This is a genomic window from Synechococcus sp. MIT S9508, from assembly GCF_047303045.1.
In the GTDB taxonomy this organism is placed as follows: Bacteria; Cyanobacteriota; Cyanobacteriia; order PCC-6307; family Cyanobiaceae; genus Synechococcus_C.
The window spans coordinates 1,594,087-1,619,063 of the sequence record NZ_CP138941.1 but is presented as its reverse complement, the minus strand read 5'-3'; the positions used below and the strand labels follow the sequence as shown (position 1 = coordinate 1,619,063).

At 55.0% G+C, this 24,977-nt stretch carries 24 protein-coding genes; 13 read left to right on the top strand and 11 right to left on the bottom strand.

The window, feature by feature from the left end:
- The first annotated feature begins 42 nt into the window (after positions 1-42).
- Both SIB42_RS08880 and SIB42_RS08875 read left to right on the top strand, forming a co-directional pair.
- Positions 43-3,306 carry an Ig-like domain-containing protein gene (locus SIB42_RS08880; RefSeq protein ID WP_067098129.1) on the top strand — a complete coding sequence of 1,088 codons (3,264 nt, stop codon included), beginning with the start codon at positions 43-45 and terminating at the stop codon, positions 3,304-3,306.
- Between the two features lie 199 nt (positions 3,307-3,505).
- Complete coding sequence (locus SIB42_RS08875) at positions 3,506-4,552, top strand: amidohydrolase family protein (protein ID WP_082825108.1); 1,047 nt, start codon at positions 3,506-3,508, stop codon at positions 4,550-4,552.
- Between the two features lie 247 nt (positions 4,553-4,799).
- On the opposite strand, the gene SIB42_RS08870 is transcribed toward SIB42_RS08875, so the two are convergent.
- Complete coding sequence (locus SIB42_RS08870) at positions 4,800-5,276, bottom strand: hypothetical protein (protein ID WP_067098132.1); 477 nt, start codon at positions 5,274-5,276, stop codon at positions 4,800-4,802.
- Positions 5,277-5,469: 193 nt separating this feature from the next.
- Between SIB42_RS08870 and SIB42_RS08865 the strand changes: the two genes are divergently transcribed.
- Positions 5,470-7,653, top strand: a complete 2,184-nt coding sequence (locus SIB42_RS08865; RefSeq protein ID WP_067098135.1) for a C2 family cysteine protease — start codon at positions 5,470-5,472, stop codon at positions 7,651-7,653.
- A 185-nt stretch (positions 7,654-7,838) separates the two neighbouring features.
- Here the strand turns inward: SIB42_RS08865 and SIB42_RS08860 are convergent, their stop codons facing one another.
- The 5 genes from SIB42_RS08860 to SIB42_RS08840 form a co-directional block, all read right to left on the bottom strand.
- Positions 7,839-9,422, bottom strand: a complete 1,584-nt coding sequence (locus SIB42_RS08860; protein WP_231856493.1) for an alpha/beta hydrolase — start codon at positions 9,420-9,422, stop codon at positions 7,839-7,841.
- Between the two features lie 126 nt (positions 9,423-9,548).
- The gene (locus SIB42_RS08855; RefSeq protein ID WP_067098141.1) at positions 9,549-10,445 is read right to left on the bottom strand and encodes an LOG family protein; all 897 of its coding nucleotides are present in this window, start codon (positions 10,443-10,445) and stop codon (positions 9,549-9,551) included.
- Positions 10,446-10,483: 38 nt separating this feature from the next.
- Positions 10,484-11,287: a hypothetical protein gene (locus tag SIB42_RS08850; protein ID WP_067098144.1), complete on the bottom strand. Its 804-nt coding sequence runs from the start codon at positions 11,285-11,287 to the stop codon at positions 10,484-10,486.
- Positions 11,287-11,421, bottom strand: coding sequence for a hypothetical protein (locus SIB42_RS08845; RefSeq protein WP_413327832.1), 135 nt, complete (start codon positions 11,419-11,421; stop codon positions 11,287-11,289). The genes SIB42_RS08850 and SIB42_RS08845 overlap by 1 nt, the downstream gene beginning before the upstream one ends.
- Positions 11,422-11,888: 467 nt before the next feature.
- A complete protein-coding gene (locus SIB42_RS08840; protein WP_067098191.1) occupies positions 11,889-12,197 on the bottom strand; it encodes a hypothetical protein in 309 nt (102 codons plus the stop codon).
- Between the two features lie 410 nt (positions 12,198-12,607).
- Between SIB42_RS08840 and SIB42_RS08835 the strand changes: the two genes are divergently transcribed.
- The 3 genes from SIB42_RS08835 to SIB42_RS08825 are packed head-to-tail and all read left to right on the top strand — an operon-like array spanning position 12,608 to position 14,927.
- Entirely contained in the window at positions 12,608-13,390 is a 783-nt protein-coding gene (locus tag SIB42_RS08835) for a GTP-binding protein (protein ID WP_067098197.1), read from the top strand.
- A gap of 2 nt (positions 13,391-13,392) precedes the next feature.
- Entirely contained in the window at positions 13,393-14,208 is an 816-nt protein-coding gene (locus SIB42_RS08830; RefSeq protein WP_067098199.1) for a metallophosphoesterase family protein, read from the top strand.
- On the top strand, positions 14,208-14,927 hold the full coding sequence (locus tag SIB42_RS08825; RefSeq protein ID WP_067098202.1) for a phosphoesterase: 720 nt from the start codon (positions 14,208-14,210) through the stop codon (positions 14,925-14,927). Before SIB42_RS08830 ends, SIB42_RS08825 begins: the two co-directional genes overlap by 1 nt.
- On the opposite strand, the gene SIB42_RS08820 is transcribed toward SIB42_RS08825, so the two are convergent.
- On the bottom strand, positions 14,898-15,086 hold the full coding sequence (locus SIB42_RS08820; protein ID WP_156485285.1) for a hypothetical protein: 189 nt from the start codon (positions 15,084-15,086) through the stop codon (positions 14,898-14,900). The two genes, SIB42_RS08825 and SIB42_RS08820, sit on opposite strands and share 30 nt — an antisense overlap.
- 33 nt (positions 15,087-15,119) lie before the next feature.
- Between SIB42_RS08820 and SIB42_RS08815 the strand changes: the two genes are divergently transcribed.
- Positions 15,120-15,599 (top strand): nucleoside deaminase, encoded by a 480-nt coding sequence (locus tag SIB42_RS08815; RefSeq protein WP_067098406.1) that lies wholly within the window; start codon positions 15,120-15,122, stop codon positions 15,597-15,599.
- 20 nt (positions 15,600-15,619) lie between these two features.
- Positions 15,620-16,282, top strand: a complete 663-nt coding sequence (locus tag SIB42_RS08810; RefSeq protein WP_067098205.1) for a hypothetical protein — start codon at positions 15,620-15,622, stop codon at positions 16,280-16,282.
- A 152-nt stretch (positions 16,283-16,434) separates the two neighbouring features.
- On the opposite strand, the gene SIB42_RS08805 is transcribed toward SIB42_RS08810, so the two are convergent.
- From SIB42_RS08805 to SIB42_RS08795, 3 genes are read right to left on the bottom strand one after another with little or no spacing between them, the layout of a single operon-like run.
- Complete coding sequence (locus SIB42_RS08805) at positions 16,435-17,676, bottom strand: saccharopine dehydrogenase NADP-binding domain-containing protein (RefSeq protein WP_197459929.1); 1,242 nt, start codon at positions 17,674-17,676, stop codon at positions 16,435-16,437.
- A 26-nt stretch (positions 17,677-17,702) separates the two neighbouring features.
- Entirely contained in the window at positions 17,703-20,807 is a 3,105-nt protein-coding gene (locus tag SIB42_RS08800) for an efflux RND transporter permease subunit (protein WP_067098211.1), read from the bottom strand.
- A 46-nt stretch (positions 20,808-20,853) separates the two neighbouring features.
- Positions 20,854-21,261 (bottom strand): efflux RND transporter periplasmic adaptor subunit, encoded by a 408-nt coding sequence (locus SIB42_RS08795; RefSeq protein ID WP_156485286.1) that lies wholly within the window; start codon positions 21,259-21,261, stop codon positions 20,854-20,856.
- Between the two features lie 248 nt (positions 21,262-21,509).
- On the opposite strand from SIB42_RS08795, the gene SIB42_RS08790 reads away from it, so the two are divergent.
- The 5 genes from SIB42_RS08790 (at position 21,510) to SIB42_RS08770 (ending at position 24,309) form a co-directional block, all read left to right on the top strand.
- A complete protein-coding gene (locus tag SIB42_RS08790) occupies positions 21,510-21,689 on the top strand; it encodes a DUF3721 domain-containing protein (RefSeq protein ID WP_369818481.1) in 180 nt (59 codons plus the stop codon).
- Positions 21,686-21,958 carry a fumarate reductase gene (locus tag SIB42_RS08785; protein ID WP_067098219.1) on the top strand — a complete coding sequence of 91 codons (273 nt, stop codon included), beginning with the start codon at positions 21,686-21,688 and terminating at the stop codon, positions 21,956-21,958. The genes SIB42_RS08790 and SIB42_RS08785 overlap by 4 nt, the downstream gene beginning before the upstream one ends.
- Positions 21,959-22,066: 108 nt before the next feature.
- Positions 22,067-22,915: an acid phosphatase gene (locus tag SIB42_RS08780; RefSeq protein ID WP_067098222.1), complete on the top strand. Its 849-nt coding sequence runs from the start codon at positions 22,067-22,069 to the stop codon at positions 22,913-22,915.
- Between the two features lie 153 nt (positions 22,916-23,068).
- Positions 23,069-23,989: an alpha/beta fold hydrolase gene (locus SIB42_RS08775; RefSeq protein ID WP_082825111.1), complete on the top strand. Its 921-nt coding sequence runs from the start codon at positions 23,069-23,071 to the stop codon at positions 23,987-23,989.
- 113 nt (positions 23,990-24,102) lie between these two features.
- Positions 24,103-24,309, top strand: coding sequence for a hypothetical protein (locus SIB42_RS08770; protein WP_067098225.1), 207 nt, complete (start codon positions 24,103-24,105; stop codon positions 24,307-24,309).
- Between the two features lie 33 nt (positions 24,310-24,342).
- On the opposite strand, the gene SIB42_RS08765 is transcribed toward SIB42_RS08770, so the two are convergent.
- Complete coding sequence (locus SIB42_RS08765; protein WP_067098228.1) at positions 24,343-24,858, bottom strand: CAAD domain-containing protein; 516 nt, start codon at positions 24,856-24,858, stop codon at positions 24,343-24,345.
- Positions 24,859-24,977: the final 119 nt, after the last annotated feature.

Below are 24,977 nucleotides of genomic sequence, written 5' to 3'. Positions count from 1 at the left end.
CGATTTGGGAGATCAGGACGCAAGCCTCGAGGAGACGTAGCGATGGCCTTCACCCAGCTCGGCCCCGACATCGATGGAGAAGCTTCCGGCGATTACAGCGGCAAAAGCGTTTCTCTCTCCAGCGATGGCAGCGTCGTTGCCATCGGTGCCTACACCAACGACGGCAATGGCAAGGTTGTTTCTGGGCACACGCGCATCTACCAGTGGGATTCAGCCTCCTCCTCCTGGAATCAACTCGGTAGCGATATCGATGGAGAAGCCGTTAGTGACCGCAGCGGCCACAGCGTTTCTCTCTCCAGCGATGGCAGCATCGTTGCCATCGGTGCACACAGAAACGGCGCCAATGGTGAAGATTCAGGCCATACGCGCATCTACCAGTGGAATTCAGCCTCCTCCTCCTGGAATCAACTCGGTAGCGATATCGATGGAGAAGCCGCCCTCGATTACAGCGGCTACAGCGTTTCTCTTTCCAGCGATGGCAGCATCGTTGCCATCGGTGCACACAGAAACGACGGCAATGGCAACAACTCAGGCCATACGCGCATCTACAAATGGAACGGCTCCAGCTGGAACAAACTCGGTAGCGATATCGATGGAGAAGCCGCTAATGATTCCAGCGGCTACAGCGTTTCTCTCTCCAGCGATGGCAGCACCGTTGCCATCGGTGCCACCTCCAACGACGGCAATGGCAACAGCTCAGGCCATACTCGCATCTACCAGTGGGATTCAGCCTCCTCCTCCTGGAATCAACTCGGTAGCGATATCGATGGAGAAGCCAAAGACAATAGCAGCGGCGTCAGCGTTTCTCTCTCCAGCGATGGCAGCATCGTTGCCATCGGTGCCCCCTCCAACAATGGCAGTAGCGCAAAGTCGGGCCATGTGCGCATCTACCAGTGGAATTCAGCCTCCTCCTCCTGGAATCAACTCGGTAGCGATATCGATGGAGAAGCCGCTTATGACGGCAGCGGCCACAGCGTTTCTCTCTCCAGCGACGGCAGCTTCGTTGCCATCGGTGCCGGCGGCAACGACGCCAATGGCAATGGCTCAGGCCATACGCGCATCTACCAGTGGGATTCAGCCTCCTCCTCCTGGAATCAACTCGGTAGCGATATCGATGGAGAAGCCGCCCTCGATGCCAGCGGCAGAAGCGTTTCTCTCTCCAGCGACGGCAGCTTCGTTGCCATCGGTGCCCGCGGCAACGACGGCAATGGCAGCAACTCAGGCCACGTAAGGGTCTTCAGCCTTCGACCAACAGTGCAATCCGTCAGCAGTTCCACCGCTGATGGGACCTACAAAGCTGGTGACGTCATCACCATCAACGTCGTCTTCTCAGAAGCCGTCACCGTCACAACAACTGGTGGCACCCCGCAACTCACCCTCGAAACCGGTTCTACAGACCAGAACGCTTCCTACTCCTCTGGATCTGGCACCACCACACTCGCCTTCTCCTACACCGTTCAAGCAGGCGACACCGCTTCCGATCTCAACTACAAGGCCACCTCCTCTCTCGCACTCAACGGCGGCACCATCAAAGAGGCCGCAGGCAACAATGCCACTCTCACACTCCCCTCCCTTGCCGGTAGCGATTCCCTCGCCGGCTCCAGCGCACTCGTTATCGACGGTGCTGCTCCCACCATTGCCATCAGCTCTGATGTCGCCTCCCTAAAAGCAGGAGAAACCGCAACCCTCACTTTCACCCTCTCAGAAGCCTCCTCCAACTTCGCTGAATCCGACGTCACCGTCTCTGGTGGAACCCTCTCCAACTGGAGCGCTGCATCGGCAACCTCCTATTCCGCCACCTTCACACCAACGGCAGACAGCACCACAAACGGTGTGATCTCTGTTGCCTCCTCCAAGTTCTCCGATTCCGCAGGCAATACCAACAACGACGGCTCCGATAGCAACAACACCGTCACTCTCTCCGTCGACACCGGCAGGCCCACCATCGCCGTCAGCTCTGATGTCGCCTCCCTAAAAGCAGGAGAAACCGCAACCCTCACTTTCACCCTCTCAGAAGCCTCCTCCAACTTCGCTGAATCCGACGTCACCGTCTCTGGTGGAACCCTCTCCAACTGGAGCGCTGCATCGGCAACCTCCTATTCCGCCACCTTCACACCAACAGCAGACAGCACCACCGACGGTGTGATCTCCGTTGCCTCCTCCAAGTTCTCCGATTCCGCAGGCAATACCAACAACGACGGTTCTGATAGCAACAACACCGTCACCCTCACCGTCGACACCGGCATCAACATCGATGTAGCCCCTAAAACAAACCCGCCTTCAGGCTTTAACGAATTCATTGAGACAGGTCAAATAAAGGTCGATCAACCATCAACAACATTCACAACAGATAGCTTGATCAACTTTCGTGAATTACAACCAACGGGAATAGTTACTAACTACGACTCATTATTAGGGGAAGGCGGCGGCGGTCAAACCCTTAGGTCAAAAACTGATGGCGGAATTAGTCAAGAAAAAGGCGTACTAATATTAGCTAATTCTTTTTGCTCCTCAGTTGATGACAGTATTATTCAACACAAGGCTTCAACTGGCGATGCATTTTTTGTAGTTCTCACAGCTGCGCCAACGAGCAATCTCACAGTTACTTTAAATTCGCCGAACGACTTCCAAGGGATTTTTTCTCAAGAAAAGCTAGTTTTCACGCCTGAAAACTGGGATATACCTCAAACAGTCTTCTTCACAGCTGATCTTTTAGGGAAAGTGGGCAATGCGCAAAGTCTTAAAATAACAGCGACATCAGACAAAGAAGGCGGGTATTCAGGCTCGGAGCAGGATTCGGCAATTTTTAGTATTAATAAGACAGTAAATTCGGTCCAGCAAATATCGACAAGAGACAAACGTCCCGACAATCACTTATACAAAAATCCCATCAATTTAGACATAGAAAGACTGGCTGCACACGATGAACTAAGTCCTCTTTTTACGATTCTCCGAATCATCTCTTTTCCAGCAGTCGCCATTATCCTGGCCATAAAAAGCGTCAAAAGCTTTCAATCAAAACCCACTTCTTCGGGTCATTCAATCAATCAAAAGGATAGCGAGCACGCATCACACACGCTTCAAATAGAGCCGTTCGCGATCAGTAGCTTCAATGGAATTCGAGATCAATCGGATTTTCATCGTGCTGACATCAATCAATACCTCTCAGGTGACATCCACACCTACGGCTCATCTCAAGTCAAAAATCTCGGTTGCTGCCTCTTTGCCTTTGAGGACGACACCCAGATGTCAACCTCCGACTACGACTTCAACGACCTCACAGCCAAATTTCAAATCATCACCTGAATTCCATCCACTCAGGCATTCACACCAACACCGCTCAGACAGCAAATCAGCACTAGCCCACAATCACGCCCTGTTGCGCATAAAACAAAAGAAAACCCAGGAGCAAACACTTGGTTATTTCCGATGTTTTTTGTTTTATCGCTACCGCTGCTACCAATAGAACAGGCTCAAGTCTCAACAAACTGACACCGGCAAATCGATGAATGAACGGGCAATGACTGGCGAATCAACAATAGGTCCGAAAGTGAACCAGAACTGCACCCAACTGATACCGGCAGCGGCAGAGGAAGAGCCAAACATCAATAAGATCGCTCTCGAAGAACACTTCTCCATCGGAGAACTTCTCCCCAAATCAGAAGAGTTGGAGTTTTTCGACCCACAAGTGCTGGGGGTGATTGAACCGTTACTGCCTGAGCTGGCTGAACAGCGACTAGCCAATATGGATAAGGCCGGTATTGAGATCGCCGTACTGTCACAGACTGCGCCGGGTATTCAAGCGATCGCCGACTCGACCGAAGCATCGGCCATGGCCAAACATGCGAACGACGCTCTGCACGCAGCAATCGAGCAGCAATCTCGGCGCTTCAGAGGCTTTGCGGCACTGAATCTGCTGGATATCGATGCCGCTTGTGCGGAGCTGAAGCGATGCGTCAGCGAGCTGGGTTTCGTTGGAGCTCTGGTCAATGGCAGCACACAATCTGAATACCTCGACAACCCCAGAGTCGATCCGCTGTGGTCGACGCTCGAGCAGCTGGATGTGCCCCTTTATCTCCATCCCGGACTTCCCACCAACCAACCTGCTTCGATGGTGAAAGAACTCGATGGTGCCACTTGGGGCTGGTCATTTGACACCGCTACCCATGCGCTGCGTCTGATTGTGAAAGGCGTTTTCGACAAACATCCCAACGCCAACGTGATCCTCGGACATATGGGTGAGAACCTGCCCTTTTATCTCTGGCGACTGGACAGTCGTTATGCGTCGACTCGCTATCGCAACGACATCAGCACCACACCCAGCGCCGTCTTCCGACGAAATTTCTTCATCACTACCTCAGGCGTGTGTGATGATGCGGCACTGCAGTGTTCGATCGCGACTCTCGGCCCGGAACGCATCATGTTCTCCACGGATTACCCCTACGAAGACATCGAACTCGCAGGCCGATGGATTGAGCAGGCAACGATCGATCCACTCGCGAAAACCATGATCTGCAGAGACACAGCGCGGATTTTGCTTCGCCTGAGCTGACATCCTCAACCATGCCGGCCTCGACATGAAAGTGATTCACGAGCACAAAGTTCATTTCTTCCCCCTCGACCTGGCTGCTGCTGAGTAATCGGCAGAGTGGACGCTGAGTCAACTAACGGTTGCAGCCGGAAGTGATTCAAAACCTTCAAGGCTGACTTGAGACACTCATTGCCGGATCACAATCGAAAGCCATGAGCTGTCTTGATTGATCGATGCTTCATCAAGATCCAGACAAGGCTCAAAGGCTCTAACGAGGCCGCATGAATTCCATGCAAAAAGTACTTTCCTTGGCCTTGTAGCAATGGTGATGACCTGGCAAACGCTGAGCATCGCCGTAAGCATTGTTGTTGCGGAACACACCATCGACTTCAGGACCCGCGTAATCACGAAACCAGAAGTCGTTCAATACAGCATCACCAATCCTTCCGTTGCCGTTCCACCACCACCAGGGAACACCACCGCCATAACAGCTCCCTGAGCTGTATTTATCAGGTTGATCACTGCAATAAGCAGGCACCCACCCATCCGACTCACCCTTATGGGTGAGCTTGGTCCAGGCGTTGAAACAACCAGCTGCCGACAAGCGCTCACTGCGGCAGGCGTACGTGCGCTGACCATCAGGCGAGACGGACTCTGACCCAGCTCCAGCTGCCAGCAAAACAACAGCCATTGAGATTACTGCGTTCATGGCATCTCCCTCGACCTCAACGAGGTCGGCGAACAACCTCACTGATAGCCACGCAAAAAGAAAGTCCTGCTGGAATCAAGCAGCTCAGCCATTGCTTCCAACTAGCACCTGTGAGCAAAATCACAGCTCCTCTTGATCTCGATCATCAAGGCCAATCAACAAAACGGGAAAGCTGAGTTCATTCAGAGGCCAGGCCCCAATCCGGTCTCCAACGTTCTCACCTCCTCCCATGCTTGAGTTCAACCTCCAAGGCGAGCTCCTCGGCGTTTTGGACGCCAGCAATGTCTACCAGCCATTCCCTGGAGGAGACGCTTCCGCCTACGGCCTCTCTCCACAGAAAAATCTCCAGTCCGAGTTGGCCTTCGATCCTCTGAGCGCCCATGATCCGCTCTCTGCGCTGGCAGATGAGGCTCAAAACGATTGCGCAGCAACACTCAACCTGCCTCGTACTGCATTCTGGAACCAGGGCACACCCATCCAGAACCACACCAGTCAGCCAAAAGGTTTTGGTTGGGTCCCTGCCCTGAGCGATCAAGGCAGTGATCGCCAGCAAGACAACAGCGATCAAGCCCAGATCGATCTCCTCACCGATGGTCACCTCGGCGGCCGCGACATCCTGAGCACACAACCCACAACCAGCACTGACCTGCTCAAGCTCAATCAAGCCAATCAGGCTGGCCCAACAGATCTCAACACCGCACAAACCCAGCTCGATCCACTCACCGGAGATACGAGGTCCGGCGCCATGGGCTTTGTGCCAATGCCAATGCCAAGCATCTTTGACATTGATCCGGATCTGCTCTCTTATCTCGGCGAACGCGCAGAGGTGAACAACCTGCTCGCAGAAGACCGCTTTGATCGCGATCAATCCACCGGCACCGAAACCCACTACAACTTCACGATTGGCAGCGGATTCTCCGCCCATGAAGGCAGCGGCTACGACGTCACCGACAGCTTCCACAATGCAGCTGACATCGGCACCGTCGCCTATCGCGATGACAAACAGGTGATCGGCACCGTTGGTTACCGCAGCGGCTGGAATCGTGACAGCAACGATTACTTCTCCTTCTATGCCGGCAAATCCGGCAACTTTGACCTCTCCCTCACAGGCCTCTCGGCCAACGTTGGTCTGGCTCTCTATGACGAGGGTGGCTCACTGGTCACCTGGTCCAACAAGTGGGGAACTCAGGATGAAAACATCAGCACCTACCTGAGTGAAGGCCACTACACCAGCCGCATCTACAGCTATAACACCTCTTGGTGGAACAACAAAGGCGCCACTGCCTTCAATCTCAACATCAGCCGCCAGGCCGACTGCTTTGAACAAATCACTAACTGCTTGATTGATGACAGCAGCGTCAAAAACGCCACGCTCAACTCAATCAAACTCGATAACGAATTCAGCCGCGACGACGTGATCGGCATCCTTAAAAGTGCTGGCGACTATGGATCTGTCACCAATACCGAGCTGACCGATCTAAAGCAATTCCACAACATATTCAGCGGCACCATGCGCGCTGATATTGCCGGCCTCTCCAAAAAGGTGGTGTTCGGGGATGCCAGTAATGATCACTACACCGGCTACGACAGCATCGTTGATGATCTCGGCAATCTGGAATCCGGCACCAGCACCCAGAACCTCAATCTGCTGATTGGCAAACACATGCTCGGCACCGACAGGCCGATGATTCACACCGGCACCTACACCCAGGCCGGAGGCACCCTGGAGATCGGTGGCTACAGCGCCGGCGATATTGATCAAGGAGCGACAGGCTCCTGTTATTTCCTCTCCGCTCTTGCCGGCACCGCCGACAAAAAGGTGTCGATCATTGAGGACATGTTCACTGACAATGGTGACGGCACCTACAGCGTTCGGTTCTATACCAACGGGCAGGCTGATTACGTCACCGTCGACAGCATGATGGCGACCAAAGCCGATGGCACTTACCTGCATGCCGACACCGGCGCGGGCGACGCAATCGACGGCGTGGTGGCAGACCACAACGAACTCTGGGTTGCCCTGGCGGAAAAAGCCTATGCACAACTGAATGAGTCGGGTCGCCTTAATCAAGAAGAAGCGACAAACCGCTACGGCATTGCCGGTGATGAAGGCATCAGCTGGGGGTTCACCACTGACGCGATTACCCATATCACTGGACTCAATTCCAGCTGGGGCAATGCAAGCGCGTCAGGCATCGGCGTAAACAATGTGAGCTCTGCGGAGCTGCAAACCCTCGTTAACAGCGACCGTGTCGTATGCGCAGGATGGGGCGGTCACGCTCGCACAATCATGAGCTACGACGAGGTCACAGGGGTATACGAGATTCGCAACCCCTATGACGAAAACCACTCCTCACTGACCCATGCACAATTGATCAGTCTGGGCGCACAGTTCAGCTGGAGCAACAGCTGACTTCAGCTATCAACCCAACACAACCAACACAAAGGTGGCTGCGGCCACCTTTTTTTATTGCAGTCATCAAAGAACTACGGAATAAGTGAGAGCCAGGCTTGCTGACCATTGTCTAAAGATCGAAAACGCTCAAGTGATGTTCAGCACTCATGATTCTGGCCAAAAGGTTCTCAGCAGTCGTGCAATCAGGGAACCTCCTTCAGGCCTGGCTCCACCTGCTGCAGTTGCTGCATGGTTAACGAGGATCGCAACAGCAAAGGAAGAGGGGCTCCACCAGATTGAAATGATCCATCACCCGCAGGCGCGAGCGGAACAGTCCCTGAATCACCAAGCAGATTCCTGTCGAAGAACAGTTTGGCCATCCCCCGAAGCTGCTGTCTGGCGAGTGACTGATCCGGACCGGTGATCACTGGTGGAAAGTTTGAAGTGGCATCCAAGAAGGAAAGATGGGTGCCCTTCTCCTGAACTGCCAGAACCGAGCCTGGCTGGCGGAGGCTTGTAAACATGGAGAGCTGCTGGGAGACAGGCGGAGCAAAGACGTCATTCATGCCAGCGATCACAAGCATCGGCACCTCCACATAGGAGATTGATTGACTGCTGAAAATCGGATTGGTCACCGGGTTCACCGCCACAGCAACCTTGACGCGGGGATCACGAAAGCTTGTCTGTTTCACCACACGACCGGGTGCTTTGCACTGCCAGACGATCGCCGGATTGAGAACCACTGTGCGGAGATCATTCAGCTGCTCACAACCACGAACCAGATGGGGCCAGTCCAGCTTGGCGCCAGCAAGCGCCGTGACCGTATAACCGCCAAGGGACTGACCGAGTACGCCAACCCGTTGTGTGTCGACACGATTCCCCCAGCGCTTCTCCACCTGATCGATCAATTCGCTGACTGTGATCGGCTGGCGATACCAGGCGTTCGCAGGAGGAATGGCTCCTGTGCCCTTGATGGCTGCCGTCATGGTGTCGGCGCTGGTGAAGGGAAAATCGAGAGAAGCAACCGCATATCCATGACTGGCAAGGGTCTGCCCCACATACAAAAGGGCGTTCATGTCGGTGTTCAGGCCGGGCGCAAGCACCACCAGAGGAACCTTGCTCTCAGCCGTCGACGAGTCAGGCAGATAGGCGCCGGCTTTGATGCTGTCGACAACATGGCCTTTAAAGCTGAAGTGAAACTGCTGAAAGCGGATGCTGCCTGGTTTCGCGGCAGCCAGAAGATCTGGACCAGTCTCTGGAGTCCCTTCCAGTTCAGCCAGACGCGAATACAACTTGTTCTGAAGATTGAACTCCTGATTAAGGGAACGCAGCAGCGAAGCGACAGCCCTCACATCAATAGGAATCGTGGGCAATGGATAGGCCTGAAGCACATCGATCATGCCCATGCTGTTATTGCTGGCAGCTCCCTCGATCAATGCTGAAGCAAGGGCATTTGCTGCAACGTCTGTGGGCTGGTTGATCAGCTTCACCAGCTGTTGAATCGTTCGACGCCCCAAAGGCGTAGATAGATAGGTCGATGCCATCACGGCATTCACCGGCGCCGACTGATTGAGAGCCTTACGGAGTGCCTGTTGTTGTGAAGGTTTAAACAGACGAAGAATATCGGCGAGCGCGGTTCCTGGAGACTTGCCAGCCGCGTAGTCGGCGAGTTCATCGATCGGGATAGATCGCTCGAATTCACCAAGCTGAAAGCTGATTTGTTCAGCGCAAAAGGCCGGGGCAGCCATAGCACTTAAGCCAATCACCGTGGCGAGAAAACGCTTCACATCAAATCAGTCTCTGCAACTGAAATTACCCCGAATGACGCAAAGGACGTCCAATCAAGTCAAAGTCCTGGGTCAAACAGAGCTATTGATTCAGCCGAGGCCATACCTCGACTTTGGTTCAATCGTTCAGGAAGGCGCTTGAGCTTGATCACGAATCATGCTCCAAGCCTGATCAGCTGTATCAGCAAACTGGAATAATTGCTGATCCTTATCATCAATCAGTCCCGAGTCAGCCATGAAGTCGAAGTCGATCAAACTCGACCAGTAATCAGTACCAAAAAGAATGATTGGCATGGCGCTTTTAGCTCCAACCTGCCGCAATGTCAGCACTTCAAAAAGTTCGTCCAACGTACCAAAACCGCCTGGAAATAGCACTGCACCAACTGAGCGCATCACAAAATGGAATTTACGCAGCGAAAAATAGTTAAATTTAAAACACAACTCTGGAGTAATGTAAGGATTTGGATATTGCTCATGGGGAAGATCAATATTGAAACCGATCGAACGGCAGCCAGCGTCAAAAGCTCCACGGTTGGCAGCTTCCATAATCCCAGGGCCGCCACCAGTCACGATCACATGGGTCGAACAACAAGGAGAGGAGCTATCACCTTGTTGGCCATATCTGGAAGCCAAATAAGCAAATTCTCGTGCTGAATCGTAGAAACCAGAAAGCTCTACAAGTCTTCGGGCTTGATCCACTTTGCGTTGTAAAAAGGGGGAGCTTGAGTCAGCATTCAGTGCATCAACTGATTTCGCCAGACACGCCTCTGCAGTTGAGCGTTCTTGAACGCGAGCACCTCCGAAGACGATGATGGTCGAAGTGATTCCAGCCTCCTCAAGCCTTAGCTCTGGCTTACTAATCTCCAAAAGCATCCTGACCCCGCGCATCGACGACCGATTCAGCAGGTCAAGGTCATGGTGAGCCAGCTTGTAGGTGTCCGAATGAATGATCTGATCGAGGTTCTGTGCAATCAAGTCCTGATCATCACTGAGAAATCTGGAATCACTTGATGCTGAAGACATTGATGAACCATCCGTAACGACAGGTTGGCGGCAAGGTTTTATGACATCACGCCCATTTCATGAAGGGTGGTAATGACCTGTTGTCGTGCAGCCGCTTCGGTGAGCCTTGGGTTCTCTCTTTTGGTGTTCCAGACCATCTGCTTAAACATCTCTCGATGGTCGCTTGCAGCATGTTTGAGCCACTCTTCATATTCCGACCTGGTTTCGTTCAACAGCCTCTCCTCAAACATCTTTTTGTAATGGGGATAAAGGAAGGCATGGTCTCTCTCACATCGAATCCCCATGTCCGTTAAAAGCTGCATCGATGATCGACCACTGAGGTAGCTCAAGCCAACTTTTTTCTTGTGTCCAAGCCAATCACATGCAGAAGCAAGAGCTTCATACGCTCCTTGCTGGTTGTTCATCACAAGCTGTTTCCAGTTGTCATAGGTGTCCTGATCAAACTGGCCGAGGATCAATGTGCGAATGGCTGAGGGTGAACATCGGAACCGTTTGCCGGTCTTCACTCCCAGTGTCCAGGCCGGATACTTGTGCCTCTTGCCTGCTTCGTCGCTGAGCGCAAGCACGACCGCCCAAAGCCCACACATGAAGGTGATGCTGTGTGGATGCTTGACCACGAACACACCGTGGCCTTGTTGACCCTCTGGCACTGGGGCCAACAGATCTGGCTTCCAGATCTGTTGTTCCTGATTCTCTTCAGTCCATCTGTCGTGGTCGAACCATTTGCGGGACGCCTCAATCTCCTCAGGGGTGGCGTCCTTGAAATTCTGATTGAAGATCTCCTTGGTCCGCCTGGATGAATAGCCATCACAGGCTTCAATCTCCCGCGCAAATGCCGCCATCAGTCAATCAAAGTTGCTGCTTTGCCGCCGCCAATGGTCGCCAGCCGATCCTTCTGCGGTATTGATAACAGCTCAAGAGTTGCTTCCAGGGAACGATCCAGCCACACCGTTTCCACTATTGGAGGTTTTGCCATCCAAGGCAATGCGCGATTTAACCGATGCCAAAAACGCCTCTGCGGGTGGAGAGTAAGGCCACGCAATCGGAGGAACCAAGCTTGGTCGACACTCCACCTGAGCAGATCGCTGAAGCAGACTGACTTCTGGCCCCTGCTCCAACAGTCTCAACAATGACCTGGGTTGGTCCTTTGGTAGGCAGACCTTGTGCGCCACGCCAATCGACGCTCCACTCGCACCGCCCTAGGTGCCCTCGGAGACAACAACCCGACACCTAGAGCACATGGCCCCAGGGCGCCTCTAGCCAGAAGCTTCGACCCCTTCCTTACTCGACAAGCGATGGGTTGAACAATGCACAAACGAGCGACTTAGGCCGTCTTTCCATCCGGAAGGGCGGCCTTCCTCTTTTGTCCTATCACTCGAGGCGCGGCAGCAGATTCAGATCTCAATCAACAGAAAGCAACTGCGTAGATCAATCAACCACAGATCAATTGTTCACTTTTTGATTCCACGCTTCAACATGAAGGATCTTGCAATCTCGCTTAATAGCAGCATTGAATGCTTTCATTCTTTCAGGATAAGAGACAAACACAGCTCTCCAACCTTGGCCTGACGATTCCTTGGCATAGGCATAAGCTTCATCCCAATTCATGCCCTGCTTGTAAGCATCACATCGATGCTCAGCATGCTCTTCTGCCCACACGGAGTAAGCATGCTTGGAGTAATCAGCTCCTCCTCCACCTCCTCCATGGCCAAACAGAAGAGGTAGAAAGGCAAACTGCAGCAACAAAGGCATTTGCAAAACGTTAAGAGAACTTAAATCGCCAAGAGCTTGAGCCTAGAAGCCGATCAATTGTTATTTTTGATACGCCGTGAGATCTGAATCATGGGCTCCTGATGGTTAGCGACTGGTGTCGAACGATCCGCAGTGCTCCATCGAAGACAACCTGCTTGCCGCACAACAAAGCACATCACCACTGGATCTGGATCAGCGGCAATCTCGGCAAGCAACGAATCGCGCCTGACAGCACGATCCGAGCAAAGAACAGGCAGAGCTCAGCAGCCGAAACAACCATGACAGTGCCTGGAGGCGAGACATGACCCATCTCTACGCTTGATTCACTGACAAGTGTCATTTGACCAGGCATAGTGAGAATGATTCCCATTCCCAGGCCTGCGGATACCCGGGTCTGACGCTTTCTGGCCATGCAGAACACCTGGCTGATCACGGGCCCTCCCGGCTGCGGGAAAACCACTTGGATCCGCGACTCCTTCCTGAAGCACCCCGGCACCTGTGCCTATCTCCGCTTGAGCGGATCCGAACAAGAAGATCTCGAACAGGGCCATAACGCAGGCATCGACAGCACCTGGCTCCAAGACCAGATCCCTGAACTCCTGGATGTTGCAACAACAGCGGATGCTCCACCGTCAACAGGCACCCGACTGCTGCTGATCGAGGTTCAGCAGTTTCAGCCACCAACCAACAGCGGCCCGGACGGCATCGAACCGCAGGTGCTCCGGCAGCTGGAGCGCTTCAATCTGCGGCCGGATCGCACACTGCATTTCGGCCTAGATCCAGAACTCCCGGACGAAGACGTCCTGGACTTCAAGCGTCTTGAATCCTGGCATCGCAATCTTCAAGGTTGTGTCTGGGATCCCAACAGCCTCAGCAGCTTCTGGTTTGAGCTGGTGAATGGCGCCTATGGCGATGTGTATCGGGCCAAAGCACTGATGAACCTGCCGGATGGTCGTTCATTCCTGTGCAACTGGATGGTGAGCCAGCAGAGCTCTCAGTTTCTTCCCTTGGAAGCGGTGGAGCCGCCGGCAGGCAGGCCGAATCGCACATCACACCTGGTGGTTCAGGGCAGAGCCCTTGACCCCACCGGCATTCAGTCAACGATCGACGACTGCCTGCTCACAGACGACGTGCTGGAACTGCATCAGGCCCCACTCAGAGACAGACAACACGCCCTTCAATCCAACGGATGACCATGAGCCACGCAGTGATCTCCTGCCTGCACGCCAACCTCGCAGCCTGCGAAGCCGTGCTGGCCGATATCGACCAACAAGGCATCGACACGATTACCTGTTTGGGCGATCTGGTGGGCTACGGCCCCCAACCCAATGAAGTGATTGAACTCGTTCGTGAACGCTCCATTCCCACCTGCCAGGGCTGCTGGGATGAGGACATCATCGACGGACTCAACGCCTGCGAATGCAGCTATCCCTCCCAGCTGGCCGAGCGTCGCGGTCACCGCGCACACCACTGGGCTGCTGAGCGCATCACTGAAAACAACAAGGCTTTTCTGGCAAGCCTGCCCATGACCCTGCGCAGAGAACGCTTGCTGTTTGTGCATGGGAGTCCCAACAGTCAGCACGAATACCTGCTGCCAGACATGAATGCATTCGCAGCACTGGAACGCGTGGAAACCGCTGGAGCGGAGACATTATTTTGCGGTCACACCCATCAGCCCTACGTGCGAGAGCTCAGTGAAGGATCCATTCGGGTGTCGGTACAAAAGAACGGCAATCATTCCGACAGCGAACAGGAGATGACTCTGCCGGTGCGCCGCATTGTTAATGCCGGCTCAGTTGGAGAGCCCAGGCATGGTTCGACCAAAGCAACCTATGTGGTCCATGACGACGACAGCGGGGCGGTGAGTGTCCGTGAAGTGGAGTACGACGTCTCCAAAACCTGCCGAGCCATCATTGAGGCGGGACTACCCGAGGTGTTCGCCTGGCGCCTGAGCCACGGGTTCGAATATGCCGAGCGTGCGGAAGACGCCAGCCACGTCTGTGAGCGCTGATGGAACGTTGGGCACTGGTGAGTGGCCTGCGTGGAGACCTAGATCTCTATGAGCAGATCCAATCCGATCTGCAGAAGCGGCGGGGAACGGCGCATCTCTTTGTTCTGGGCGACATGATCGGTCCCCACCCCAAGTGTGATGCGCTGTTGAAGCGCTTACGCCAACCTAAACGCGGTGATCTCCAACCTCACTGCATCTACGGCTGGCTGGAAGAGCAATTGCTGTCTCTACACGGCTATCGAGGGGAAGCCAAAGCCGAGGAATTTCAGCTTCAATCCGACGATTCCGGAGTGCAGCAGTTACGACAGGCGGTGGACACAGAGCACCTCAACTGGCTGGCTTCGTTGCAATTTGGCTTGATAGAACTGGACTGCGGCCTGATCCACGGCAGCTCAGCGGATGTGGGCGATGAACTTGAGGAATCAACCTCACCGTTGATCCTGCTCGATCGCCTCACTCGACTGGATGTCAACCGACTATTCACCGCGCGCAGTGGACGTCAGTTCAGATTGCAGCTCACAGGGGGACAGATTCGATCAAGAGTGAAAGATCACGCCGGCGAGCAGCTGCATGAACAACCTGTGCCCAAACGCAGCGTGATTGGTGTGGGTTCGGGCGCCAACTACACCCTCTATGACCCGTCCAGTGATCACATCGAATTTTTGAGGGCTGCCAGCAGATCCGGGCCTTCAAACCGGATCAAATGGTTCCAGCGCTGAGACTTCTGCCGCTGAGCCTTCCAGCGCTGCAACGTTGGAAGAATCTTGTTTTGCGGCATATGTCTGCCATGGCTTGAAGCAGTTCTGGAAGGGTCGTGAGTGATCGTCGGCCGAGTGTTTGTCGTTTTCGTTCTCTTCGTTGTCGTGGGCGATGGTCATGGTCACGATTCAGAAGAGTGCCCCCTCCTGGCCATGGCAGCAAAACATGATGAGGTCTTGATGCGTGAAGCGATTAAGCAGATGCGTGAAGCTGGGATCGTCAATAAATCAGGGGGTCCCTTTGGAGCTGTGGTGGCCAAAAACGGCGAAATAGTGGCCTCGGCCGGCAACAGCGTTATTAGGGATCTTGACCCGAGCGCCCATGCTGAGGTGAATGCGATTCGAGCTGCCTGCAAGACACTAGGAACCTGGGATCTGTCTGGCTGTGTGATGTACACCAGCTGCGAATGCTGTCCGATGTGCTACGCCACGGCCTACTGGGCCGGCATTCGCAACGTGTTCTACGCGGCGTCCTGGTCGGACTACAACGATCTATTTTCCGATGAAGCCATCAATCAAGACATGCAGAAACCAAAGGCCCAGCGTGAAATCAAACTCACACAAATTCTCAAGTGTGAGGCTTGCAACGTGTGGGATGAATTCCGCGAGCTGCCCGACGGGGCTCGCTATTGAGCATCAAGGACTAAGTCGTCATGTCTGAGCAAACTGAAAATCAAATTGTCTACACGATTCACAGCTCGATCGCAGCCTCACAGCGCCAGGACTATCAGAGCATTCAAGAGCGCATGAACCATGCCGCTCAGGCCTTTAGCGGTTACCTCGGGCAAGACGTTGTGTATGAGGAGTCAGACACTGGTCCAGCAGTGAAGGTGACCACGCATGTTCGCTTTAAAGAACTGGAGCAATGCCTCCGCTGGCTGGACAGCCCGCAGCGAAGAGAATTGCTCAATCAAGCAGAAAAACTGATCAGCTATCACTATCGCTTCCGCCTGGATTCAAACTCCTTTGACCAGTGGATTCAGGCCAAAGGACCATCACAGAAACCGATCTGGAAGGTGAATCTTCTGGTCTGGCTGGCCCTCTACCCCTCAGTGATGCTGTTGATGTGGCTGAGTGGTCCAACACTCGGCAACCTGCCCATGCCCCTCAATATGTTGATCAGCAACTTGATCACGGTGTTACTCACCGGCTACTTACTTGTGCCTTGGCTCAGTCGCATATACGCCAACTGGTTATCAACAACATCTAGGCGATGGACTCTGGCCGGGTGCACTACCATTCTTGTAGCGCAGGGACTTTTACTGACGCTGTTTTCTACGGTTCCCGGACTTCCCTGGAAGACTCCGGAGTTGTAACAAGCAGAGCTGATTGAACAGCCAACACTTTCAGATCACCACCTGAAGATCAAAAAGTGCCTGCTCTCTTCAGGAAACCAGCGAAAGCACGAGTCACCTCGACTGCCGCTGCATCTCGCGGCACAGGCCGAAGTGATCATGCTGCTGCCAGTTCAGATCTTCCAGACCAAAGTATTTTCACGCGCCACCTCAAGGATGTTGTTGCGTGCTGTTGCCTGCAGCTCGGCCGGATACCAGACACCTGAGGGAATGGTCTGCTCTGCAGATGTGTGGCCTGAACGCCCTCGCAACAGCTCCATCGCGAATGCTGCTGTGGCCTGACCCACGCAATCTTCGAGATCCGCATGCACACAGCGCAGCGTGACCTTTTCAGGGAAACCTGAACTGACATCAGCTTTGCTGAAGCCATCAACACGCATGGCATTGGTGGCGCCGACAAGCTTGTCGACCAATCTGATCACAGGCATCGAGACCACTGCCAAGCCCTGCATCGCAGCGCGATTGACCAGCCAACCGCTCGGCATCAGTTTCATGGCGGCAAACAGACTGTTCCAGACACCCGGAGCGGTGCCGAAGCGAGAAGCGCAGTTAGCAACAGCCAACGCTTCAACGGTCGTTGGCACATCGGGGTTATCGAACAAATAGCAGGCGTGCCTGCCCACACCATCACCGAAGTCAACGAGCCGTCGCTCGGTCCATGGATCTTTGAGCGTGAGCATTCCATCCCGATAGGTCAGCACTTTGGTGGCCAGCAGCAGAAAGGTGGCACTCACGATGGTGGGACCGGCACCACCGGTTCCAGCTGTGAAAAAGCTCAGCTCAATGCGTTCACAGCTCGACGCCCCCCCAAGCTGTTGCACCGCCTCCGCCGCCATGAGTGCACTGACGCCAGGCCAGATTCCACACGACACCACGGCAGGAATCCCAGCCGCCGCAGCCTCTCCCGAGAGGTCCTTGGCATGGCGACTGAGGCTGTACTCATCGCAGACATCGCAATAGGGCACTCCTGCTTCGATGCAGGCACGGAGGAGATCAGGTTGCGTCCGCCCCTGGAATGGTCCTGCCGTATGCACCACCAGCTTTGCGCCACGCACCACCGTGACGAGCGAGTTCATCTCAGCCTCAAGATCCACCGTCCTGAAGAGGAGCTCCGGGAGATCGAGACGATTGCGTACAGCCTCAAAATGGGCCCTACTGCGACCGCCAATCGCAAGTCTGAGTGGCGCACTCGCGCTGCAACGGGAGGAGAGGCGATGGAGCCAACGCACTGTTGAGGCACCGACGCGCCCATTGCCACCGACGACGAGCACATCAACAGTCGATGACGCCCCCATCACAGCTGATCCCGGACCGTCACCAGTTCCTGAATGGCTAGCCACTTCCTTGCTAGCCACTGTTGCTCGGGCTGACTCCTGAACATTCAGCGCCTGACATCAGCAAGCAACCTGGATCCGAATCGTGCATACAGAGCCGGAATCACCACCAGCGTGAGCAGGGTCGACGTGATCAGGCCACCCAGCACCACGATCGCTAACGGCTGCAGAATCTCGTTACCGGCCCCGAAGGCCAGAGCGAGTGGCAGCATCCCCAGCGATGAGGTGAGGGCAGTCATCAGGATTGCGTTAAGACGGTCCAAGGTGCCCGCTCGGATCAACTCCTTGAGGCTCTCGCCCCTCTGGTGGCGTCGGTTGTAGTTGTCAACGAGCAGCAGCCCATTTCGCACTGCCACGCCGAACAGGGTGATGAACCCGATCAGCGATGCCACGGAGAGCACGCTGCCACTGAGCAGAACGGCAACAAGGCCTCCAACCAGCGCGAGCGGAAGATTGAGCAAAATGGCAACCGTCGCGGGCAGAGAACGAACAGCCACCACCATCACCGCCGCGATCACCACAGCGGCAAGCAGGCTGTAGAGCACCAGAGAACGGGTGGCACGCTGTTCAGACTCAAACTGACCGCCATAGCGCAGGGTGTAGCCAGAGGGCAGTTTCACCGACTGATCCAAACGGCGACGAATGTCATTCACCACCGGCCCAAGGGGGCGACCGGCGACATTGGCCGAGACGACGATCCGCCTGGAGACATCCTCACGATTGACCTCATTGGGACCCGTCGTCTGTTCGAAGGTCATGAAATCACCGAGTGGCTTCAAGTCCCCTGATGCCGTTCGGATCGGAAGCTCTTGCAGCGACTGCAGGTCGCCCTGCTGCTCAGTGGGAAGCGTCACTACCAATGGAGCCGGAATGCCGGAGGATGGCGCATGGCCAACGGTCGTTCCATGCAGGGCCACCTCAGCGGCTCGCGCCAGTGCGGCGACGCTCACTCCTTCCCGCAGCGCCGCAGCGCGATCAATGCGCAGTTGAATCTGAGGCACAGGCAACTGCGGCTCCAGCTGCAGATCAACCACACCGGAAACCACGCCCACCACATCGCGGACCTGCTCTCCGAGATCACGCAGTTCCACCAGATCAGGACCGGCGATCTTGATCGCGATGGCACTCCGCACACCCGACAGCACCTCATCCATCCGGTGGGAGATGAATCCACCGACGTTGGGTGCCACACCCGGCAGGCCAACAAACACCTCACGGATGCGCGCGATCGCAGCAGGACGGTCTCGCATCGCCTGATCACTCAACTCAAGATCCACATGGCCGATGTTCACTCCGGCGCCATCAGCATCACCCGGCGCCCGGCCGGCTCTCACCTGTACCCACTCCACATCGTCGCTGGACTGGAGCTGTTGGGAGAGAAGTCGACCTGCCCGGCTGGTCATCTCGAGCGAGACACCGGGGTAAAGCACCATCGAGTTCACCAGTGACTGCTCCCGGAACTCAGGCAAGAACACCCGGCCGAGACTAGGAAGAATCAGCAGGGTGGCGATCACCACAGACACGGCCAGCACAAGCACCCGGCGAGGAGATCTCAGAACAACCTCAAGCAGAGGTTTATAAAGACGCTGAACACGGGATTCCACCCATGACGCTGCAGCCGGCAGGGGAGCACGACTGAGCAGCAAGGCGCAAAGTGCCGGTGACAAGGTGAGCGCGACCGCTGTGGAGGCAACGATCGACAGCACATAGGCGATCCCCATCGGCATGAAAATGCGCCCCTCCACACCACTGAGCGTGAAGATCGGTGCGAACACCACAACGATGATCAAGGTGGAAAACAGCACCGGCTGTCGCACTTCAACCGAGGTGTAGAACACCACCTCAAGGGGATTCAAAGGCTTGTCCTGAAGCCGGTTGCTGCGCAGACCCCGGTAGCAATTTTCCATATCGACGATGGCGTCGTCGACTACGGAACCGATCGCCACCACCAGTCCCCCGAGGGTCATGGTGTTGAGTTGCAAGCCGAGCCCACGCATCAACAACAGTCCAACAAGCAGCGACAGAGGAATGGCACTGAGGGCAATCAAGGCCGTGCGCCAATTCATCAAAAACAGCAGCAGCACAACAGCAACGATCACCACGCCAAGTAGGAGAGATTCACTGACGTTGCGGATGGCGATTTCAATGAACTTCGCCTGACGGAACGTCTGAGTCACCGAGACATCCGTGGGAAGTGACGACTGAAGCCGTCGCATGCTGTCTTCAACAGTGCGTGTCAGCTGAGGCGTATCCACATCAGGCTGCTTGTTGATCATCAACACCACAGCCGATTGTCCATTCAGGCTGGCCTCGCCGCGCCGCAGCGCAGCTCCGGATCTCACCTCTGCAAGCGAGCCCAGCGGAATGGCACGACCATCACCCGCACGCACCACGGACCGTGTGATGTCGTCGTTGTTGCTAATGGCATGGTCGCTGAGGATCAGACGCTCCTGACCACCGGAAATCTGCACCCCGCCCCGGCCATTGAATTGAGCGTTGCCAGCTGCTTCAACCAGCTCATTCAAGGCGACATCCTGATCCTGCAGAGCCTTGAGATCAAGCTGCAACTGGGTCTGCGGATGGTCACCCCCATAGATCGTGACCTGCGCCACACCGGGAATGGCGAGCAGTGGATGTTCGTAGGTGCGCTGCACAACGCTGCGCAGCTGCAAAACCTGCTCGGGGGAGGCGGTCTCCGGAAGCGTGAAAGCGTATTGAAGAATCGTTCCCAGAGGAGAGAGCAACGGCGAAATTTCCGGAGCCTCCGCCGACTCAGGAAGTTTCATCCGCACTTGCTGCAAGCGTTCCGACACGGCCAGCCGGGCACGATCCAAGCTGGCCGAATCACGAAACACCACCTGCACCATCGACAGACCAGGCTTGGAGGCGGATCGCACCAGATCCACCCCCCCAAGGCCATTGACTGCAGCCTCGATCGGCTCACTAATCTGATGCTCGACCTGCTCGGGAGCCAGACCGGGCGCAACGGTCTGAATTTCAACCTGTGGTGGTGCAAATGGCGGAAACACATCCAACGGCATCTGCAGCACGTTGATCACGCCGAGAAGGCTGATCAGCACGGAGCTGATCAGCACAAGCCATCTGCGGGCAATCGACCAGCGCAGAATGTCGTTCAGCAGATTGTTGAACATCGTTGAAATGTTGAATCGCCGAAAGAAAAAGGGAGAAAAACGAGTTTCAGCGCTTGTTCTTCTGCGATTCAGCGAAGATCGACAACGCACCAGAGACGACAATCTGCTCGTCTGCCGTCACACCATCGAGAACCACCGTGCGCATCACAGAAACAGAGCCTGGCTTAATCACAACAGGGTCGTAGGTGGTACCGCTGAAGACGAAGACGTAGGGCTGTCCGTAGGCCTTGACGATGGCAACGTTCGGCACGCTCAACTGACCATTGGCCTCCTTTTTGGGCTTTTCAGAGACGATACCGAGCATCTGATCGCGGGTGGGATTGGCCTTCACCTGGCCCACGGAACCGGTCTGGACAAACTCATCGCCATGACCAGCATGAGCCAACACAGGAGCTTGATAGAAACCACCTATACCAGCCATAGCGGCGATACACGTGAAAGCGAGAGCGCGCATGCACAATCTGTCGTTGCATCCATTGTGATGAGAATGGTTATCAATGGCCACCGTTGTGACACCACTCAGCTGCCACAAAAAAGCTCAAAGCGGCTTCAGCAACAACCAGCGCACAGTCAGCACCGGCAAACTTGATTCAGCTCAAGCTGATTGCACACTGCGAGAGGCGCTGAACCTGCATCTGAATCATGGTTTTTTCTGCCTTGGCGATTGCATGCACAACCGTTGCCTGCATCTCTGCTGTTGTGATGTCTGGCCTGGTGATGCCTGACCCTGCATTGGCTCACAGCAAAGGCCTCTACGCAACAGAAGCCGAAGCACGTGAACGCGCTGAACAGATCGGCTGCAAGGCTGTTCATGAAAACAACGGTCGCTGGATGCCCTGCGCAGATGAGCGTGAATTGCATCAACAACTGCGTCAGCAATGAAGCGCGTCCTTGATTCACAGCGTCAGGCACGACGCGTTCACCGCTGGCTTGTTCCCATTGCAGCGGCACCACTCATGCTCACGGCAATCAGCGGGTCGCTCTACAGCGTTTTGCTGGAGCAAGGAATTGATGCATTCTGGTTACTCAAGATTCACACCGGCAGATTCGGCTGGCTGAATCTGCAGTCGTTCTATCCAGCGCTGCTGGGAGTGCTCACCGTTGTGATCACAGCATCAGGACTCACACTGCTGATGAAGCCCCGAAGTTGAAGAGCCATTGCGAACCGGCTGATACATGGAGTGCAAACCTGACGCCATGACTGTTGGGACTGAATCTCCCGAGTTGCTAAGCCGTGAATGAACGAACAACAACTAACAATGAGTCGATTCGCTTACAGCTGCGCTGCGATCGGGTTGATTGCAGGCATCAGCGTTGCAGGCCTGCCAGCAGGAGCACAGATACCGACTTACTGCGAACCTGATGTTGGTTCACCGATGAATCTCAAGACCATCAAGCATGGGCTGCTCGAGGGCTATCTGGCGCCCGATGCCGTACCCGATTCGCTGATGCTTCTGCCGGCGCATCCCATGAAGGGGTCCATGGCCTACGACCTGGATGTGGCCAATGCCGAATCAACCTTTCCGCTACAGGGAGGTCCACGCTGGGAGGTGGCAGCGATTGATGCCAATCTGCATTTCCCTGAGGCCGCAGCGATCTACTCCTGCGCTCTTGGCGTGCCGATCACCAAAGAAGGAACACCAAGGCTTTACACCCTGCTGCGACGCACACTGACCGACGCCGGTCTGGCGACCTACAAGGCCAAAAACAACTATCAACGCCCCAGACCGTTCATGGTCAACGGCAAGCCAATTTGCACGCCCGACGAGGAAACCCTGCTGAGAGGCGATGGCTCCTACCCATCCGGCCACACCGCTGCTGGATGGTCATGGGCACTGGTTCTCAGTGAGCTCGCACCGGAACGTCGCGATGCAATCCTGGCCAGAGGCATTGAATACGGAAAGAGCCGCTACATCTGCAATGTGCACTGGCTGAGTGATGTACAGGCCAGCCAAATCATCGCCTCAGGCACCGTGGCTCAATTGCAGAACGATCCGGTCTTCCGCGCTGATCTGCGAGCCGCAAGAGCGGAAGTCCAGGCCATGCGCCGTCAAGGCCTGTCCCCTAACGGAGACTGCGACCTCGAACGAAGAGCCTTTCAACCCTGAGGTTGTGGTCCATGGGGCCACTGTTCAATCCACTGATCAGGCCACTCGCTCATTGCTGGTGACCTTTCGAACCAGCACGACTGATGGAGTGAGGCACGGCAAATCTTTGCAACATCCATTGGGAGATCACTGCTTCAGAGCGAAGCTGGAACCATGCACGAAGTCGAATACCTCGACGTCACCATGAACCTTCGTTCCCGGATCGGTGGTGTACCCGAAAATCTCCACGTCAACCTGAATGGCCGCGACGTTCGCATCACGCTGGAACGTCGCGGTCCAGAGAACGGCGACCTCTGGCTGCTGCTACCAGCTTTAAGCACCGTGTCGAGCCGGAGCGAGTGGCATGACTTTGCTGATGCCATGGGTGAACGATGTCAGCTGGTGAGCTTCGATTGGCCGGGATTTGGAGATAGCGAACGTCCAGCAATTGCGTACAACGCCAATACCCTGCGTGAGGCTTTAACCGGCATTCTTCAACACATTCAAGGTGCTGATCTGAACAAGATCAATCTTGTGGCGGCGGGCCACAGTGCTCCCATCGCTCTAGGCCTCGCCGAGAAATGCTCTCGGCAATGGGCACAGATCGTGGTAGTTGCACCAACGTTCCGAGGTCCGCTTCCAACCATGACAGGACGAGCAGGGCAGAGCTTCAACTGGGTCAGACGGCTGGTGGAACTGCCACTGATCGGACCGCTTCTCTATCGACTCAACACCAGTCGAGCGATCCTGAAACTGATGCTGCGTCGCCATGTCTGGGTCAATCGCAACCTTTTAACACCTCAACGCCTGCGTGAGCAGCAACAGATCAGTCGGCAGCCGGGAGCTCGTTTTGCGAGCGTGGCGTTTGTGAGCGGGGGTTTGGATGCGGCCTCCGACTCCCGCTGGTGGCTGGCACAGGTTCAGAACTTGCACTGCCCTCTGCATGTGGTGCTAGCCAACGAAGCACCACCTCGCTCGAAGCAGGAGATGTTGACACTGGCCGACAAGGCCGATCGTGTCTCTGACATCGATGGACGATTGGGGCTGCATGAGGAATTCGGCCAAGAACTGGCGCAGAGCGTCAGCGCCAACTGAACCAATAGCAGGGTCCAGCAGACCCTTGGCATCAGCACTGCTCAGACAAAAGCTTTAAAGTCGTGTCAAATCTGCACTGACGCAGCACTGGTTCACCCTCTTCCGAAATCGCCATGGCCTCCTTCACCTGGAATGAATCCACCCTCTCCGCAGATTGCGGAACCCTTGAAGACATGGCTGAACGATTCGAAGACACAGCTGCTCTGATGAGGCGTCTTGCTCAAACTGGATTCGCTGTCAAACAGCAAGAAGGTGCCCGAAAGATCATCCACACCAATGACGAGGTTTTTGAAAGTTTTGGATTTGTGATCGAGGAATAGGACCGGTCAGATCGGGCTCAGCAATCAACACATTCATTCCTGCCCTCCCAGTAGATCTTTTTTTAATGCGGCAATACGCGCGAACACTTCTGCTCGTCGATGCTGCAGCAATAAATTCGAAGTAATCAATCGCACGACAGCAACCAGGCCAATCAGCTCAGCGACTCCCTGGAACAATCCACCGACAACCGGCAGATGGTTCATTGAGCTCAAAAATGTGGTGATAAACGACAGCAGCAAACCGAGAATCACCGAGCCGAAGACAATCAGAAAGATCGGGTAAATCTGCTTAAAGCCCTCAAGATTCAACTCTTTCAGCGAATCCAATCCAAGCGAAAGCTGTTGGAGGAGGTGAGAGACCGAGAGTTCATCCCCATGATCTTCTGACTCCAAGGATGACGGAGCTTCAACAGCATCCGGTGGAGACTTTGCAATCTCAAAATTTTGAACTTCTTCAGCCTCAATGGGGTCAAGCCCGAGATTCAGTTCGGCAGCGTCAACAGGCTCTTTGAATGGCAAGTCTCCACTTTGACCAGGACTTTCAGCCACCTGCGCACCTCAGCAATCAAGCTGCCAATATGCGGGAGAAGGACATGCACAGAACAATAAATTCAGCAAACAAAAACTCTCACAACAAATCTCATCAAGACCCAGCAACAAAAACACAA